Source organism: Microcoleus sp. FACHB-SPT15 (assembly GCF_014849525.1).
In the GTDB taxonomy this organism is placed as follows: Bacteria; Cyanobacteriota; Cyanobacteriia; order Cyanobacteriales; family Coleofasciculaceae; genus Symplocastrum; species Symplocastrum torsivum.
On the sequence record NZ_JACJNU010000062.1, the window covers coordinates 102,391 to 117,307 of the forward strand.

Annotated in this window: 16 protein-coding genes and 1 pseudogene; 10 read left to right on the forward strand and 7 right to left on the reverse strand. The window is 46.2% G+C overall.

Going from position 1 to position 14,917, the window contains the following annotated elements:
• Window positions 1-2: 2 nt before the first annotated feature.
• From H6F98_RS24875 to psbA, 3 genes and pseudogenes are all read left to right on the forward strand, one after another.
• Complete coding sequence (locus H6F98_RS24875; RefSeq protein ID WP_192221404.1) at window positions 3-179, forward strand: hypothetical protein; 177 nt, start codon at window positions 3-5, stop codon at window positions 177-179.
• Window positions 180-391: 212 nt separating this feature from the next.
• Window positions 392-1,454: pseudogene (locus H6F98_RS24880) on the forward strand (transposase); the annotation flags it as partial.
• 227 nt (window positions 1,455-1,681) lie between these two features.
• Window positions 1,682-2,764, forward strand: coding sequence for a photosystem II q(b) protein (gene psbA / locus H6F98_RS24885; protein ID WP_192221405.1), 1,083 nt, complete (start codon window positions 1,682-1,684; stop codon window positions 2,762-2,764).
• Window positions 2,765-2,827: 63 nt separating this feature from the next.
• On the opposite strand, the gene H6F98_RS24890 is transcribed toward psbA, so the two are convergent.
• On the reverse strand, window positions 2,828-3,097 hold the full coding sequence (locus tag H6F98_RS24890) for a hypothetical protein (RefSeq protein WP_313929941.1): 270 nt from the start codon (window positions 3,095-3,097) through the stop codon (window positions 2,828-2,830).
• A gap of 39 nt (window positions 3,098-3,136) precedes the next feature.
• Here H6F98_RS24890 and H6F98_RS24895 point away from each other — a divergent pair, with 39 nt between their 5' ends.
• The 3 genes from H6F98_RS24895 to H6F98_RS24905 all read left to right on the forward strand — a co-directional run bounded on the left by H6F98_RS24895 (window position 3,137) and on the right by H6F98_RS24905 (window position 4,798).
• Window positions 3,137-3,319: a hypothetical protein gene (locus H6F98_RS24895; protein ID WP_192221406.1), complete on the forward strand. Its 183-nt coding sequence runs from the start codon at window positions 3,137-3,139 to the stop codon at window positions 3,317-3,319.
• Window positions 3,320-3,508 (forward strand): hypothetical protein, encoded by a 189-nt coding sequence (locus H6F98_RS24900; RefSeq protein WP_192221407.1) that lies wholly within the window; start codon window positions 3,320-3,322, stop codon window positions 3,506-3,508. It begins immediately after the preceding gene.
• Window positions 3,509-3,745: 237 nt separating this feature from the next.
• Entirely contained in the window at window positions 3,746-4,798 is a 1,053-nt protein-coding gene (locus tag H6F98_RS24905; protein WP_313929942.1) for a fatty acid desaturase, read from the forward strand.
• A gap of 151 nt (window positions 4,799-4,949) precedes the next feature.
• On the opposite strand, the gene H6F98_RS24910 is transcribed toward H6F98_RS24905, so the two are convergent.
• From H6F98_RS24910 to H6F98_RS24920, 3 genes are all read right to left on the reverse strand, one after another.
• Window positions 4,950-5,375 (reverse strand): hypothetical protein, encoded by a 426-nt coding sequence (locus H6F98_RS24910; RefSeq protein ID WP_192221409.1) that lies wholly within the window; start codon window positions 5,373-5,375, stop codon window positions 4,950-4,952.
• Window positions 5,376-5,498: 123 nt separating this feature from the next.
• Complete coding sequence (locus H6F98_RS24915) at window positions 5,499-6,317, reverse strand: endonuclease/exonuclease/phosphatase family protein (protein ID WP_192221410.1); 819 nt, start codon at window positions 6,315-6,317, stop codon at window positions 5,499-5,501.
• An 88-nt stretch (window positions 6,318-6,405) separates the two neighbouring features.
• A complete protein-coding gene (locus H6F98_RS24920) occupies window positions 6,406-7,860 on the reverse strand; it encodes an NCS2 family permease (RefSeq protein WP_192221411.1) in 1,455 nt (484 codons plus the stop codon).
• A 108-nt stretch (window positions 7,861-7,968) separates the two neighbouring features.
• On the opposite strand from H6F98_RS24920, the gene H6F98_RS24925 reads away from it, so the two are divergent.
• Window positions 7,969-9,426, forward strand: coding sequence for a dolichyl-phosphate-mannose--protein mannosyltransferase (locus H6F98_RS24925; RefSeq protein ID WP_192221412.1), 1,458 nt, complete (start codon window positions 7,969-7,971; stop codon window positions 9,424-9,426).
• A 33-nt stretch (window positions 9,427-9,459) separates the two neighbouring features.
• On the opposite strand, the gene H6F98_RS24930 is transcribed toward H6F98_RS24925, so the two are convergent.
• Both H6F98_RS24930 and H6F98_RS24935 read right to left on the reverse strand, forming a co-directional pair.
• The gene (locus tag H6F98_RS24930; protein ID WP_192221413.1) at window positions 9,460-11,865 is read right to left on the reverse strand and encodes a protein phosphatase 2C domain-containing protein; all 2,406 of its coding nucleotides are present in this window, start codon (window positions 11,863-11,865) and stop codon (window positions 9,460-9,462) included.
• A 166-nt stretch (window positions 11,866-12,031) separates the two neighbouring features.
• Window positions 12,032-12,283 (reverse strand): DUF6737 family protein, encoded by a 252-nt coding sequence (locus H6F98_RS24935; protein WP_192221414.1) that lies wholly within the window; start codon window positions 12,281-12,283, stop codon window positions 12,032-12,034.
• A gap of 202 nt (window positions 12,284-12,485) precedes the next feature.
• Between H6F98_RS24935 and H6F98_RS24940 the strand changes: the two genes are divergently transcribed.
• Together H6F98_RS24940 and H6F98_RS34675 are read left to right on the forward strand one after the other, a co-directional pair.
• On the forward strand, window positions 12,486-12,755 hold the full coding sequence (locus H6F98_RS24940; RefSeq protein ID WP_192221415.1) for a hypothetical protein: 270 nt from the start codon (window positions 12,486-12,488) through the stop codon (window positions 12,753-12,755).
• A gap of 266 nt (window positions 12,756-13,021) precedes the next feature.
• Window positions 13,022-13,384 (forward strand): hypothetical protein, encoded by a 363-nt coding sequence (locus tag H6F98_RS34675; protein WP_192221416.1) that lies wholly within the window; start codon window positions 13,022-13,024, stop codon window positions 13,382-13,384.
• Between the two features lie 9 nt (window positions 13,385-13,393).
• On the opposite strand, the gene H6F98_RS24950 is transcribed toward H6F98_RS34675, so the two are convergent.
• Window positions 13,394-13,735, reverse strand: a complete 342-nt coding sequence (locus H6F98_RS24950; protein WP_192221417.1) for an NAD(P)H-quinone oxidoreductase subunit M — start codon at window positions 13,733-13,735, stop codon at window positions 13,394-13,396.
• Between the two features lie 153 nt (window positions 13,736-13,888).
• On the opposite strand from H6F98_RS24950, the gene H6F98_RS24955 reads away from it, so the two are divergent.
• Window positions 13,889-14,755 (forward strand): hypothetical protein, encoded by an 867-nt coding sequence (locus H6F98_RS24955; protein WP_192221418.1) that lies wholly within the window; start codon window positions 13,889-13,891, stop codon window positions 14,753-14,755.
• Window positions 14,756-14,917: the final 162 nt, after the last annotated feature.

Sequence of the window (14,917 nt, forward strand, 5' to 3'; positions counted from 1 at the left end):
GATTGAACGACAAGTTTATAGAAGTCGAGCGATGGACGCTACCGCATCTGGCTGCCCGATTTCCTACTGAATACTTTGGCTTTACGCCTTCCCAAATCGAGGGTTACATGGCAACTGACAACAAGCTACTACCTCTAGGTACAGATAGGCTGACTCAGATCTTGCACCAATCAGGATAAACCCGTAATAGGCGAATGATTGATGCAAAAAATCACACTGAAACAAAAATTGCTCTCAGTAGTCAAGAGTAGTTAACTTAACCTTGTTAATCGTGAAATTACTTAGTTAAGGCATCGGGCAAGCGCTGAATAGAGGAATTCTCCTGGATTTGCATTGACAGCCAAAAATATGAGAGAAAAGGGCGTGAAAAGCATATTAAAAAGCAAGAAAAATGGAACCAATTCTTGCCCACGCCCAGCAATTAGTTTACACCTTACTGTCATTGATGCCTTCCCAGTACCAACGAGACAATCTCCAAGCACTGTTGGGATTGTTCCTAGAGGCTCAAGGTCATCCTTTACCCCAACACAGTAAAACTCGCGTCAGCCAGTGCTTTAAGTCGGTTTCTCAATATTTATTCCTGGTCAACTCGAAAGCTAATTCGTCTCACTCGCGACTATGTACTTCAGCAAATTTTGTCGGATTGCCCTAAAGGACGACGGCCGATGTTACAAGTCATCATTGACCTGACAACCCTAGAAAAGTGTGGGAAATTCAAACCCTTTGAGCATCTCATCTGTGTCTACAACGGTAAACGTGGGCTACATTTGGTCGTGCTGTATTTGGTAGTCGGGTGCTGGAGAGTGCCTTGGAGTTTTCGGGTTTGGAGAGGTAAAGATACGCCCTCACCTGCCCACTTAGGGTTAAAACTAGTTAAACGCTTGCCTCAAGCGCTGACCAAGCGCTATCAGGTGATGATTTTGGTCGATACTGCCTTTGGCTCCGTTGATTTTTTACACGGTATACGTAAGCTCAAGTATCATGCGATTGCTGGAGTCCGGTGTGACCGCCAGTTGATTGATGGACGCAGTGTTTGTGATTTATGTAAGCGCGGTCAGCAAGTCCGGCTGGTGGGCTTAAAGTTTCCCGTCTGTGTGTCTTGGTATTATCTCAAACGCGATAACGGCAAGAAAGAAAAGCGATTTGTCTTATCTACAAAACAACTCAAAGCTACCACCATTACTTGGTGGGGGCGACGGCGATGGCAAATAGAAGGTTGGTTTAAAACGGCAAAGCATCGTTTTGGCTTACACCGTTTTGGTCAGGGAACTTTGCTGGGGGTTTATCGTTGGTTGATACTCTCGCTTATTGCCTACATTTTGGCGCATTGGGCTTATTTATCCAGTGGCACTCCAGATTCACCTGACTGGAGACAAGCCGCACAACTTGCACTTCAAGCTATCTTGCCCCAATTGCTGCTGTTCCTTTTTTTACTCGAGCTTGAACGAATACGTCCTCTTGCACTTAGTCACGGATTATACATTCAACTTTCCAGGTGCAAGATCTGAGCTGACCGAATCCTGAAAAGTGGATAATCGGTTGAAGTTGGGTCATCACTACTGGTCAATCTAAAAAATTTGTCTCAACCTATTTACAAAATTTAATAAAAAGCTTAATGTAATTACAGACAGACAAAAAACGTCTGCCTAACCAAAAAACAAATCAAGCAATAATAAACCAAATGACAACCACATTACAGCGCGAACGCAGCGCCTCCGTGTGGGAACGGTTCTGCAACTGGGTAACCAGCACCGACAACCGCCTGTATGTAGGCTGGTTCGGCGTGTTAATGATCCCAACACTGCTAGCCGCTACCACCTGCTTCATCATCGCCTTCATCGCTGCCCCTCCAGTAGACATCGATGGTATCCGCGAACCTGTTGCTGGTTCCTTACTCTACGGAAACAACATCATCTCTGGTGCCGTTGTTCCTTCCTCTAACGCGATTGGCTTACACTTCTACCCAATCTGGGAAGCCGCTAGCTTAGATGAGTGGCTCTACAACGGTGGTCCATACCAGCTCGTAATCTTCCACTTCCTCATCGGCGTATTCTGCTACATGGGACGTGAGTGGGAACTGTCCTACCGCTTAGGAATGCGTCCTTGGATTGCCGTAGCTTACAGCGCTCCTGTAGCAGCAGCAACCGCCGTATTCCTCATCTACCCAATCGGACAAGGTTCCTTCTCTGATGGAATGCCCTTGGGAATCTCTGGAACATTCAACTTCATGTTCGTGTTCCAGGCTGAGCACAACATCCTGATGCACCCATTCCACCAACTCGGTGTAGCTGGTGTGTTCGGTGGTTCCTTATTCAGTGCGATGCACGGTTCACTCGTAACCTCTTCACTGGTACGTGAGACAACCGAAACCGAGAGCCAGAACTACGGTTACAAGTTCGGACAAGAAGAAGAGACCTACAACATCGTTGCAGCTCACGGCTACTTCGGTCGTCTCATCTTCCAATACGCTTCATTCAACAACAGCCGCAGCTTGCACTTCTTCTTAGCAGCTTGGCCTGTCATCGGCATCTGGTTCACCGCTCTGGGTATCAGCACGATGGCGTTCAACCTGAACGGTTTTAACTTCAACCAGTCGGTCATCGATTCACAAGGTCGTGTGATTGGCACCTGGGCAGACGTACTCAACCGCGCCAACCTGGGTATGGAAGTAATGCACGAGCGCAATGCTCACAACTTCCCCTTAGACTTGGCTGCTGGTGAAGCGACTCCTGTTGCTCTAACCGCTCCAGTTATCAATGGCTAATTCTTAAGAATCTCGCTCAATAAGAAGCGCCTCCCTAAGGAGGCGCTTTTTGTTGCAACCAAATTAGGGCTGACAATCTGGTTTCAAATCTGAGTCAAACAAAATCGCAAACTTCGCGTTAGGGATTAAGCAACGAAGAATCTGCAAGTGACCATCAGCATCAGATTGTGTACGGCAACGAGCAACGACTTTTCGCTGCATATTAGGAAGCAGACGAACGACTAACCACCGATTTAGACAATCTCTGTAAGGCATAATTAACGTATCTCCATTGAGTTTGGAGCCAGAGCCAGCGCAGATCTTTTGGTTGGGATGGGCGCTGGCTTCTGACATATGGTTTAATAAAACCATATTGATTATTATTCAACCATAATGAGCCAGAAAGAGTCAAGTAAAAACAAAGAAGTTGTCCGGCGGCTGAATGTGCCTTTGGCAGAAGATGAGAGTGAGAAGTTGAAAAAGCTTGCCGAAGCAGAGGATCGCTCTGAGGGGAAAACAGCCCAGAGGTTAATTCGAGAGGGATTGGAGAGGGCAGAAGCGGAAGGAAAAATTTAATTGAAGCTTGCGACAAAGAATCTCTTGAGGACAGAGGCAGTAGCGATCGCAAAACCTTCTCTCTTCAATTCTGCTGCTTCAAAAGCAAGTCTATTGTTTCGGGTTAGGCGATCGCACAAGCAATGCTCTATTTTTGGGTGCCAATGCCGTCACAGAGAGTGCGATCGCTCTTGCTCACCTTCAGATTAGTTTTCAGATTGCAATAGGCAATGCATTTTCCGCATGGCTGCGGTACTTATGAGGATTTACAACAAAAAGTATCTAAAAATACAGATAAATAATTTTATTTATGAATCAAGAGCTACTTTGATTGCATATTTGCTTTTGAAGGATAGAATGATCCCCAGTGCTTACAACTAAAGTCGAACGAAAAACTGCGTGCAATCAAATCTCATTGAGTTAAACATTCCTTCGCAAAAGGAATCAGTGAATCATGGACGCTCAGAGCTTCCCTTCACTCTACAAGAACTAAAATCAGCTATTCCGGCTTATTGCTTCGAGCCATCACCCTGGAAATCACTGTCTTACTTTTTCCTCGATATCTCGATTATTGGCTCTCTCTATGGGGTAGCCTTTTTTTTTGATTCTTGGTGGTTCTTGCCCGTGTTCTGGCTAATGCAGGGAACAATGTTTTGGGCACTATTTGTCGTTGGACACGACTGCGGACATGGTTCTTTTTCCAAGAAGAAATGGCTAAATAATCTGATTGGACATTTGGCTCACACACCCATTCTTGTTCCCTACCACGGTTGGCGCATCAGCCACAGAACCCATCATCAAAACACAGGGAACATCGACACCGATGAAAGCTGGTACCCCGTCACTGAAACTAAGTATCGCAGTATGCGTTGGTGGGAAAAGCTCTTACGCTTCGAGGTATTACTGTTTGTCTATCCCTTGTATCTGTTTAAGCGTTCTCCGGCAAGGGAAACAGGCTCTCACTTTAACCCCAGTAGTCCGCTGTTTCGCCCTTCTGAAAAGTGGGATGTAATAACCAGCACTATCCTATGGTCTTTAATGATCGGCTTTTTGGGCTTGCTGACTTATCAGTACGGCTGGCTATTTCTGTTGAAGTACTACCTCGGACCTTATGTCGTCTTTGTGGTTTGGCTTGACTTGGTAACCTTTTTGCACCACACAGAATCAGACATCCCCTGGTATCGTGGCAAAGATTGGTACTTCCTCAAAGGAGCGCTATCTACCGTTGACCGCAGTTATGGCTTCATCAATGAGATTCACCATAACATCGGTACTCATGTCGCTCACCACATTTTCCTCAATATGCCTCATTACCATCTAAAAACAGCGACAGAGGCAATCAAACCAATTTTGGGAGACTACTACCGTAAGTCTGACGATTCTATCTTCAAGGCTTTCCTTCGTTCTTGGCGCAGTTGCCATTTTGTCCGAGACAAAGGCACTGTAGTTTACTACGAATCGAAGAGTGAACTGAAAAAAGCTGATGCAGCTTGTGAGTAAGCTTTGAACTAAAAGTGTGAAAGGGTGGACGCAATCCCTTGATTCATATCGGGAGAGTAAGTCCACCCCTTCACAAAATAGTCGTAGTTGCAGCCGTCAACACTAAGTGAATTTCTTAGTTGTTATAGAGCTTTTCGCAAGTTTTGAGTGACTAACCGACTAAAGTCAAATCTTTCTCAGCCGTAGAGTCAACTGTATCTTGCTCTGAAATTGGGGCAACAAGTGCATCTGACGGAACTGAAATTGGGAAAGCGATCGCGTTTAAGAATTCTTCTTGAGGAATCTCAGCAAGCGCCGTATCCGCTTCTTGACCAGCACGACGTACTTTGTAAACGATACCAGCACCCAATAAGCCCGCTACTGCCGCCATGCCAATACCGAGAATTCCCAGATTATTGTCATTGGCATCCACTTGATTTGTGTCCAACTGTGTAGTAGGGGAAGTTAGAGAGTCTTCATTCCTCGGAGTTATACCCTTATCTTTGCCAAACATGCAGGGGCCAGCGCTAGCCGAATTGACTGAAGCAAACAGGCAGGCTGTGGAGAGGATGGCAGCGACAGCAAAAGATTTTTTCATAAAGGTTGCACGATCAGAGTGTAAAGTTCTTGAGATTATGGAACGGACAAAAACTACTTACTGCATAAACTGTTACAAAAAATAAACCAGATTTTTCCGATAGAAGCAAGTGCTGTGCATTTTTCACTCTACAGGAGAGACAAAGTCTGCGATTACAGGAAAGTGATCGGAAGGCAAAACTCCTTCCCATTGTCCTGTGTCTAACTCTACATTCCGAAGCCTGATACGTCCGTCATAGTAAATCGTATCAAGGGCAACAAAGCCTTTTCCTGTAAAGTCGTGGAAACTCTGCTGATGTTCTAATTCAACACCAGCAAAGGCATCGAGGAGGGTTATATGATTGAGCAAAGGACGCTCCAGTGCTTTTCGGGCTGTTGTTCCAGGCTCGGCGTTAAAGTCACCCGTGAGAAATAGATAAGACTCAGGTAGATTGAGGTGACTTAAGCGATTGGCTTGCAGCAGGGAACAAGCGCGATCGCTTATCAACTTTGCACTCAATTCTTGGGCTTTCGCGCTTTCATAGTCGAGATGAGTGTTAAAAACTGTAATAGTTTGCTGCTCATCCACAACGGCAAATACAGCCCAAGTCGCCATACGTGGCAAAGAATTACCCCAGTGGAGACTCATGCTACCAGGGATTTCTGGAGTTTCGCTTAAGAAAAAGTCACCACTAGCAAGACACCGCAGTCGCTGAGTATTGTAGAAGATAGCACAATGCTCACCTGCTCCTGTGCCAAGGCGATCGCTTCCTACACTCTGGTAATCCGGTAGCAATCGATGCAAGTCTAGCAGTTGATGCGCCTGACCTTCCTGAGTGCCAACAACATCCGGTGCATGGTGAGTAATGAGCCTCGCCACTGCCTTTTTCCGGACTGTCCAAGCGTTGTCACCAGGGTCAGGCTTGTCATAGCGCAAATTGAAGCTCATGACTTTGATGTCCATTTGTATTCCTTATCCCTATTTGTGGACATAGTTGTATCCTGAACTGACCTCACCCTTGGCAACAGCTTCGTTCTCATCCCAAATAGTATCAGCCGCCAATTTTTAGCGCCATCATCACAAAGCGTAGAACAAAAATGCCAGCCATAATCCACACTGCTGGCGATGTCTCATGCACTTTGCCTTGAAAGGTCTTGATTAGAGGGTAGGTAATGAAACCAGCCGCTAAACCCTCAGCGATCGAGAAGGTCAACGGCATCATCAGGATAGTCAAAAACGAAGGAATCGACTCCGCCGGGTCATCCCAGTGAATTCCTCTGACATTACCCGCCATTAATACACCAACAATCACCAATGTCGGTGCCGTTGCGAAGGCGGGAATAGCGGACAGTAAGGGAATGAAAAATATCGACAGGGTAAATAAGCCAGCAACAACTACTGCCGTAAAGCCAGTACGTCCTCCTTCAGAAACACCAGAAGCCGACTCAATAAACGTTGTAACCGTCGAAGTCCCCAAAACGGCTCCCGCAGTCGTCCCAATAGCATCTGCCATCAACGCTTGACTCGCACGAGGCAGTTGACCATTTTCATCAATATATCCCGCCTGGGTACCGACACCTGCCAGGGTGCCAATCGTGTCAAACAAATCAACAAATAGAAAGACGAACATCACGGCGATGAAATCTAACAAGTTGGTCTGACCCAGTTGTCCTAACCCAAAAATGGCTTGACCTAGCAAATCTCCTGGCCATTGTGGTAAGCCAAAAATGCCCTTGGGCCAGTCAGCGATGCCAAGAATCCATCCCAGTAATGCCGTAGCGAGAATGCCCCAAAGCAATGCCCCTTTAATGCGTCTCGCCACAAAGGCTGATGTAATCAAAATACCTGCGATCGCCATTAAGGTTGTTGGCTGACCTAAATCACCCAAGCTTGTCTTTGTTGCCTCGTCAGCGACAATAATGCCAGCACCACCCGTGGCTGGGTCGCCAGCTAAGGCGATATAGGCAATGAAAAAGCCAATTCCTGCGGCTGTCGCTTGTTTGAGGCATTCTGGAATGGCTGTAACAAGAAGGCTGCGAATGTTAAACAAGGTCAGGGCAATAAAAATTAGCCCTTCGAGTAAGATAGCCGTGAGGGCAGTACGCCACTCGATACCCAGTCCTAAAACGACTGAATAGGTAAAAAAGGCATTCAACCCCAAACCAGGGGCTAGGGCAAACGGGTAATTTGCCAATAAGCCCATTGTTAGGGTAGCAATCGCACTTGCGATCGCTGTGGCAATTACCAATTCATTGAACAAATCGCCTGACTGTTGGAGAAAAATCGCATCGGACAAAATCCCTGGATTGACCACCAAAATATATGCCATTGTCATAAAAGTGGTGACACCCGCCAACACTTCCGTGCGGATATTCGTCCGGTATTCCTGAAATTTGAAATACCGTGCGATTGTCCCCTGCCATCCCGTCGGTTCTGGTTGAGGTGACGGATCAGGACTTGAACCAATCTCACGGTGCCTCAATTCATTCGCTTCACTATTACTCATGTCTGTAGCCCGACATACACTGCCCCTAGACTAGAGTCTAATTAGGTAACGTTTTGGAATGATGCGACACATTTCCCAAAAAGCTTTTGAGCTATGGAGCGTAGTTTTATGACTTTGTCTAAAAAACTATCTAACTGGACTGTCCCCTGGTTCAGCATCGGCATGAGTGCGATCTTTGTCACTTCAGTTGCCCTACGCTTTTGGGGGCTGGGTCGATTTAATGCCTTAGTATTTGACGAAGTTTATTACGCGAAATTTTCTAATAACTATCTAACCGGGACAAAGTTTTTCAACGCTCATCCTCCCTTGAGCCAATACTTTATCGCGATCGGGATTTGGATTGGCTCTCACCTTCCTATTGGACAGGATACAGTTAACGGCTTGACAGGTTCAATTCGTTCCACCTGGAGTTACCGTTGGTTCAATGCCCTAACTGGCTCCTTTATTCCCCTCGTTGTTGCGGCTATTGCCTATCAGCTTAATCACCGTCGTAGTTATGCCCTTATAGCTGCTCTCTTTGCTGCCGCTGATGGTTTATTCCTAGTCGAGTCCCGCTATGCCCTAAATAATGTCTATCTAGTCATCCTGGGATTACTCGGTCAGTTATACTTTCTAATTGCCCTGAACCAGCCAAAGCAGAAACGTTGGAGAACACTTGCCTTATCAGGTATATTTTTTGGGGCATCTGCTTGTATCAAATGGAACGGTTTGTGGTTTCTGCTGGGGGTTTATCTCGTTTGGATAGCAGCGTGGCTAATGAGGCGGGTTTGCTCGATCTTCGGCACTAAAGATTCAGAGGTGAGAACAACAAAATCCCAAACGCCGCTACAAAATCTGACTCAGTTGAACGTTTTTCATATTGCTTGGAATTTCGCAATCATCCCAGTTCTAACCTACAGTTTCCTCTGGATTCCTCACTTACAGATGAATCCAACACCGGGCTTCTGGCAAGCCCAGTATGACATCCTTACATTCCACGAAAAAATTGGCAGTGGACCTGAGGTACATCCTTATTGTTCTAAATGGTATAGCTGGCTCTTGATGTGGCGCCCAGTGGCATATTTCTATCAAACGGCTCGTAGCACGGCTGAGCAAGTGCCAGCTTACCCACCCTTACCAAAAGGTGCAGGTCAAGTAATCTATGATGTCCATGCAATGGGCAATCCTTTCCTGTGGTGGCTATCGACGGCGGCAATTTTCTTGCTGCTGTTGATGTTAGCGTTGCGCTTTCTAGAAGGAGTTGGCTGGAAATCTTCGCCAACTCCTTATACTTGGATGGCGCTCTATCTAGTGCTTACCTGGCTGGCAAACTTGCTGCCTTGGGTGAGGGTAACTCGCTGTACATTTCTTTACCACTACATGGGAGCATCAGTCTTTTCGGGGTTAGCACTGGCTTGGCTGGTTGATCTTTGGCTACACAGTGACAAGACTGACTATAAAAGCGCTGGTGCTACTGTAATTTTTTTAGTCTTGCTAGCGTTTATGTTTTGGTTACCTATCTACTTAGGTCTTCCTTTATCTGTTCAAGATTATCAATTCCGAATGTGGTTCCGTTCCTGGATCTAGGCTTCTTGAGCTAGTACTCAACCCCAGTAACAATTAGGGCGTTTGAGTCGGTACGGGTGTAGAGCGAGGGGAGACAGAAGGACTTGGATCAACACAGGTACTAGTTTGAGCAGAGGTTGGTGTGAAACTTTGATTGATATTCTGTAAAATATCTGACTCTCGAATCCAGCCGCCATCTCCTCGTTCTACTGGACGATAAACCACGGAAGTTGGCCTAGGGTTAGAGGCAGTTGGGGATTGTCTGACTGAAGTTTGAGGACTTGTCGGAGGGGTTTTGGTTGGAGTAGGTTGTTGAGCGCTAGAACGGCTACCAGGAGAGCAAACCTTCAACTGTAGCCAACGTTGCTGTTGATCTAGCGATGGGGTGACAACCTGCAAAATGCTACCAGCAGGGACGACACCAACGATCAATTGGTCTTGAGGTGGCAGTCCCTGTCGTAGTAAAAGCGGAGTATTCCCACCCTCAGCCCTTTTGATCGTTGAACTGGTGACTTGAATTACGGCTGAAGGCTCCAAGGTAGAAACCGCTGAAGCGCTTGGTGTTGGGCTTACTGTTGGGGAGGGACTAGCTGACGGGGGCGTGGTACTGGGTTGGGAGCCTGCACCAAGTAACGAAGCCACCCAGCCGTGTGGGATTAATACATAAGCTAACGCACCGCCTAGTCCGAGTAAGACAATGATTCCAAGTAATAACCCCCAAGGATGCCGTGTTCTAGCTTTTGACGGCAACTGTTGCGTTTTCATTTGGGAAGGAGTTGCACTAGCTACGGTGGTTGGCACTCTTGCTGAAGATGTTGGTGCTTCTAGTTGTGGCAATGAGACGGTGGTTTGGCTGCTTCCCCCCAAAGGTGATAATTTGCAGTGAACTAACGCGATCGTGGCATTGTCATGCCCATTTTGAGTATTAGCAATTTCAATGAGTCGCGCTCCTGCTGTTGGCAAATCGACGTGACCGGAAAGAATGGGCAAGATTTCTGTATGCCAATATTGCTCAACCCGGTCATTATCACTCAGTCCATCGGAACACAGCAGAAATACACAATCTTCATCCATCACAAAACGCTGTACTGTTGGATGAAGTGTTGTGGAGGGAGCCATACCCAATGCTTGTACCAAAGAACCAGAGCTTGGCTGTTGTACGGCTCCTCGGTAAAGGTTGTAGCCTAGTCGCACCTCGCGAGAGGCTAAATCATCATCTACAGTAACTTGGTGACAGTTATAGCGAGTCACCCAATAGACTCGGCTATCTCCAACATGAGTAATGTAGATTTCATGGGCATAGCTTTGAGACATGACCAGCGTTGTACCCATCCGTTGACGGTCAGAGCGGTGTTCGCTGTCGTTTTTTGAGCTGATTGCGTCATTGGCGGCGCAGGCAGCCCGTTCTAACTCCAACGTCAACGTTGTTGGGTTCCAGTTGTTTGGGTTTAAGGTTAGTTTTTCTATCTGCTGGCGAAGTGTATCAATTGCTAAATGAGAGGCTACTTCACCGCCTTCATGTCCGCCAATGCCATCACAGACAATCGCTAAAGCACTTGAGTTATTGGAGGCGCTGATTAACTGGGCAGCGGGTGGGTAACAAGCATCTTCATTTTGGGAACGGCTAGGGCCAGTATCGGTACGTGTGAAAATCTGATACGTGCGTGATTGCGATCGCCCACAGTCTTGGAGTGCCTGATCCAACAGTCTGACTAACTCCTCTGAGTCCCGAATCTGCTTATCTTGCAACTGGCTACAGAGTGTTTGAAAGAAACCACTAATGAGTGGATCTGCTCCTGGCAGGAGTTGTAGCCACAGTTGACCGAGTTGCTGGAGTGTTGGTGCTTGCTTCGTGTCAGGGTACAACTCTAAAAAGCGGATAATTGAGCCTTCGACCCGTAGAAGTGAGGGTTTCAATAAGCTAGAAGCAACGCCCTCACTACTCAATGGTTGCCACAACGTGGCTAACTGCCATAGCCAGTTGAGTTGGCGTATCGCTGGCGTACCTTTCCAGACGCTTCCCAGTTCTGGTAACAACTGTCCTTCAGGATCAGACGTTTGCGTTCCTCGAAAGATGCCACTCTCATAAATCGGCCCGTCTTCTAGTAACCAGATTACAGGAGTAGGACCTTGCTGCATCGACGTGACGCACCCATAAACTTTAGGAACGTGTAGCCCATAGGGAGAAAGCCTGAGATAGGACATAATCCCTTGAGGAAAATCCTGTGGTGTCTCCGGCGGCATTCCTGGCTTAGTATCCAAAAGAATCCGTTGAGCTACCAGTAGATAGCGCTCTGCAATCACCTCTCCAGGTTTATAGGAGTCTATTGCCTGACCAATTGCCCACAAGTAACGTCTGAGCAGTGGCGTGCGACAATTCTGGCAGAACTTGTTGCTCTGAGGGTTAGAAGCCTGACAGCGGGTGTTAGAGCAGTGGAGCGTTGCCGCAGGATTTTCCATGAAAATTTTTCGCTACATTCAGCCGATGACAATTTGGCTACTAATCGCACTTGCCTTTGATTAGGGAATTGCTCCCCTTCCTCAAGTATCTTGTGCAAGCGTATTGATTACAGATTTTAGCGCCTGACTCAAGGACAAGTTGAGACACTGTTCAAGAATCTCCTACTTAAGGTAGAGAGTCTTGGCTAGATTGTTGATAATTCTCTAATAAGCCACTGTCCTTCATTAGCTTAGGCCAAAGGAATAAAAAGTAAGTCCACCAAACCAGAATCGGAGTAGAAATGAGAATTGTTACCCAAACACTTGTTAGCACTAGCCAACTGCTGATAATGATTAGTGCGCCAGTCAGCAAGATTGACCAAGGCTGACACCACCAAGGCTTATAGTTCCACGGACTTAAAGGTTTTTGTGTAGACAAGATAAAAGCAACTCGTTGTTGTTTAGTGTACTAGGGAAGGAATTACCTAATTTTTTTAGAAAGTAGTGTTGAGGTTTTAGATTAAAAACAGCTCACCTCTCCACAATCAACTTATCAATAATTTACATTACGGAAAATCTAGATTAGGTAGACTCGGACAAAATTGAATTTATCGATAAGTTGCCCTTATAGTCAAAACATCATGTCTAAGCTTGAGCTTGACGCTTCAACGGGTCAAACCTTCCAAGACCTCAATTCACCTGCCAGCCTAGAGATTAGGAAGCTGCTTGCTGAGATAAAGCACTCCCAAGACCAGCGTTATAAACTAATCAATTTAGAGGCGTGGGCACTCGCGCAAACAATGGATGATTTTCTCCCAGGTTTTTGGAGTCGTTTTTTAGAGAATCGTCGCACAGCACTGAAGCAATTTTTGAATCAAAAGCGGGCTGATAAATATCGAGTCACCCGTTAATAAATCGTCCTCCGATGCCGAGCTAGAACTAACAACTATAGAACGCGATTATTATACCCTAAAAGCTTTAAGCCGTAATCCGAGTAAATGTATAAAACAGCCACCCTTTATATTTCTGAATCCCCCAGTCAGTAATCGCTGCATAGGCAAGAGGGCTTGACCTTTTTGGATAAACACTACTTACCACCACAGAAAGATGTACGGATTAGCTTTTTTTTCTACTATCAGGCTAAGAATAGCAAGTGTTAAAAACGCTAGGAGTTTTTATGAGTCAGCCAGAAGCAATCAAAGAAACTAATATTACTAATCCTGACAATAAGGTCGATCAAGAAGGTCATAACGCAGGCGCTTCTCAAGAAAAGCCTGACAAGCCTGATCAGCTTGATGTTGTTAATCCCGGCGATAAAATCGACCCAGAGGCTCAAACTGTTGAAGAAAAGGCAAAGCAGATTGCTGTTGATGCCCCTGACATTACAGGTGACCACGTTAAAGTTCCCACCTATTTTGTGGTTCAAGAACCCCCAGATGGGCATGAGGAGGCTCTACACCACGTTAAGGATGCTGAAGAAATTTCTGATGTGATTCGCCAAGCCCGCACGGATGAAGAAGGAAATCGTACTTGGCGCTAGGGGATTTAATCACTGCTCTTGAGGAGCTACTTGTGGTAGTCCCATGCTGTAGTTGAGAACCCGACTCTCAAGGTTATAGCTAATTTGACCGCTCTGCAAAAGCGATCGCAAAAAGTGTTCCAGGTCAGAACCGATACGGCGAAGATTATACTCTGTCAGATCTGACCCACTGTAGGACTCAACGAGTTCATCGAATTTGCGATACATCTTTTGCAGGGCGTCTTCGTTCCAGTTAAATTCGTTGTCTGGGTCAATATCTAACGTGAGAACGTTGTCGCTCTCAACCATCTCGTTGTTTTCAACGGTTGCTGTATAGATGCGAATGTGTCGGGTAGTGGACTTGAGCAGCATGAAAACCCTCTTATTTACTCTCTTTAAGATATCTAAGCTAATTGTAAACTTCTATAAGGCTCGACACTAGAAGATTAAAAAACGTCATTCAGGAGGAGATTGTACAAAACGCTGATACTCTAAGTTAGGAAAGTCAGCCATAACTACAAATCCATGGCTCAAAGAAAAATACATCATCCGATGGATGACATCGCTAGACAAGCTCGCCAGGGTAGTGTGGCGGCAATTATTCAAACGCTGAATGAACAGCTAGCAGACGTTGGTGTCAGAACTAGAGCTGTTTTTGCTGATGGTGTCTTACAACTGTTATGTGAGGCGGCAAGTAAAGAGCAGTTAGAGCCGTCTGTACTAATCGCGCAAATCCGGCAGATTCTTGAAGGCATTGCACCGCGTAACATCCGCCGCGTCAGAATCAACAGCCGAATTGTGCGAGAGCAGCAGTTGCTTTGGCTAGAAGAAATAATGCGCGACCCAGAAGATCAGTTACTTTGGTCTGAAGAAATAATTCTTGCCAAGCCGAACCTCTTCAAGCGAATCGCCCAAGGCATTAAAGATCAACAAACAGTACCGAGGAAAACGCCGAGTTTCACGAATGCCTCTTCGCACAACCATAGACACAACAAGCGATACCAACGTGGCATTCTGAACGGTGTTGGCTTGACTTTGCTTTTAATCATAGGGGGTTGGTTCCTCTATGATTGGCTAGGCTCAAAAGTGGCTGTCAAGATAACAACCCAATCACCAAATTCAACAGGCGAGTCCTCACTGACACCAACATCCTCCACAACCGATCCATTTGTTGAGGCGGTACGACTGGCAGAGCAGGCATCTGTTGCGGGTCAAACGGTCAAGACTTCTGCTCAGTGGTTAGATTTGGCGGCAAAGTGGGAGCGAGCTTCAGATTTAATGGGAGCAGTGAAACCGAATGACCAGCGCTACAAGACGGCTCAAGATCGGATGAAACTCTACCGCAAGAATAGTGAGGCGGCACAAAAACAAGCCATACAGAGGCGTTCTTAGCCAAGTAATACCTGTCAACTAAAGCACTTCCGGAACGCAGACGAGAACCTACTACACAAACAGCAGTGAGTTGTCCGTTGCTACAGAAAAAAGTTTAGTGTTTTGGTAAAAGGGGGATAAAACTGGGAACAATAATGTTGGCAAGATTACTGCTTTGACAGT

Excerpts from the sequence above, each read along its gene's own strand:
- psbA (WP_192221405.1), top strand. The coding sequence starts at position 1,682 with ATGACAACCACATTACAGCGCGAACGCAGCGCCTCCGTGTGGGAACGG.
- H6F98_RS24890 (WP_313929941.1), bottom strand. The coding sequence starts at position 3,097 with ATGTCAGAAGCCAGCGCCCATCCCAACCAAAAGATCTGCGCTGGCTCT.
- H6F98_RS24895 (WP_192221406.1), top strand. The coding sequence starts at position 3,137 with ATGAGCCAGAAAGAGTCAAGTAAAAACAAAGAAGTTGTCCGGCGGCTG.
- H6F98_RS24910 (WP_192221409.1), bottom strand. The coding sequence starts at position 5,375 with ATGAAAAAATCTTTTGCTGTCGCTGCCATCCTCTCCACAGCCTGCCTG.
- H6F98_RS24915 (WP_192221410.1), bottom strand. The coding sequence starts at position 6,317 with ATGGACATCAAAGTCATGAGCTTCAATTTGCGCTATGACAAGCCTGAC.
- H6F98_RS24920 (WP_192221411.1), bottom strand. The coding sequence starts at position 7,860 with ATGAGTAATAGTGAAGCGAATGAATTGAGGCACCGTGAGATTGGTTCA.
- H6F98_RS24925 (WP_192221412.1), top strand. The coding sequence starts at position 7,969 with ATGACTTTGTCTAAAAAACTATCTAACTGGACTGTCCCCTGGTTCAGC.
- H6F98_RS24930 (WP_192221413.1), bottom strand. The coding sequence starts at position 11,865 with ATGGAAAATCCTGCGGCAACGCTCCACTGCTCTAACACCCGCTGTCAG.
- H6F98_RS24940 (WP_192221415.1), top strand. The coding sequence starts at position 12,486 with ATGTCTAAGCTTGAGCTTGACGCTTCAACGGGTCAAACCTTCCAAGAC.
- H6F98_RS34675 (WP_192221416.1), top strand. The coding sequence starts at position 13,022 with ATGAGTCAGCCAGAAGCAATCAAAGAAACTAATATTACTAATCCTGAC.
- H6F98_RS24950 (WP_192221417.1), bottom strand. The coding sequence starts at position 13,735 with ATGCTGCTCAAGTCCACTACCCGACACATTCGCATCTATACAGCAACC.
- H6F98_RS24955 (WP_192221418.1), top strand. The coding sequence starts at position 13,889 with ATGGCTCAAAGAAAAATACATCATCCGATGGATGACATCGCTAGACAA.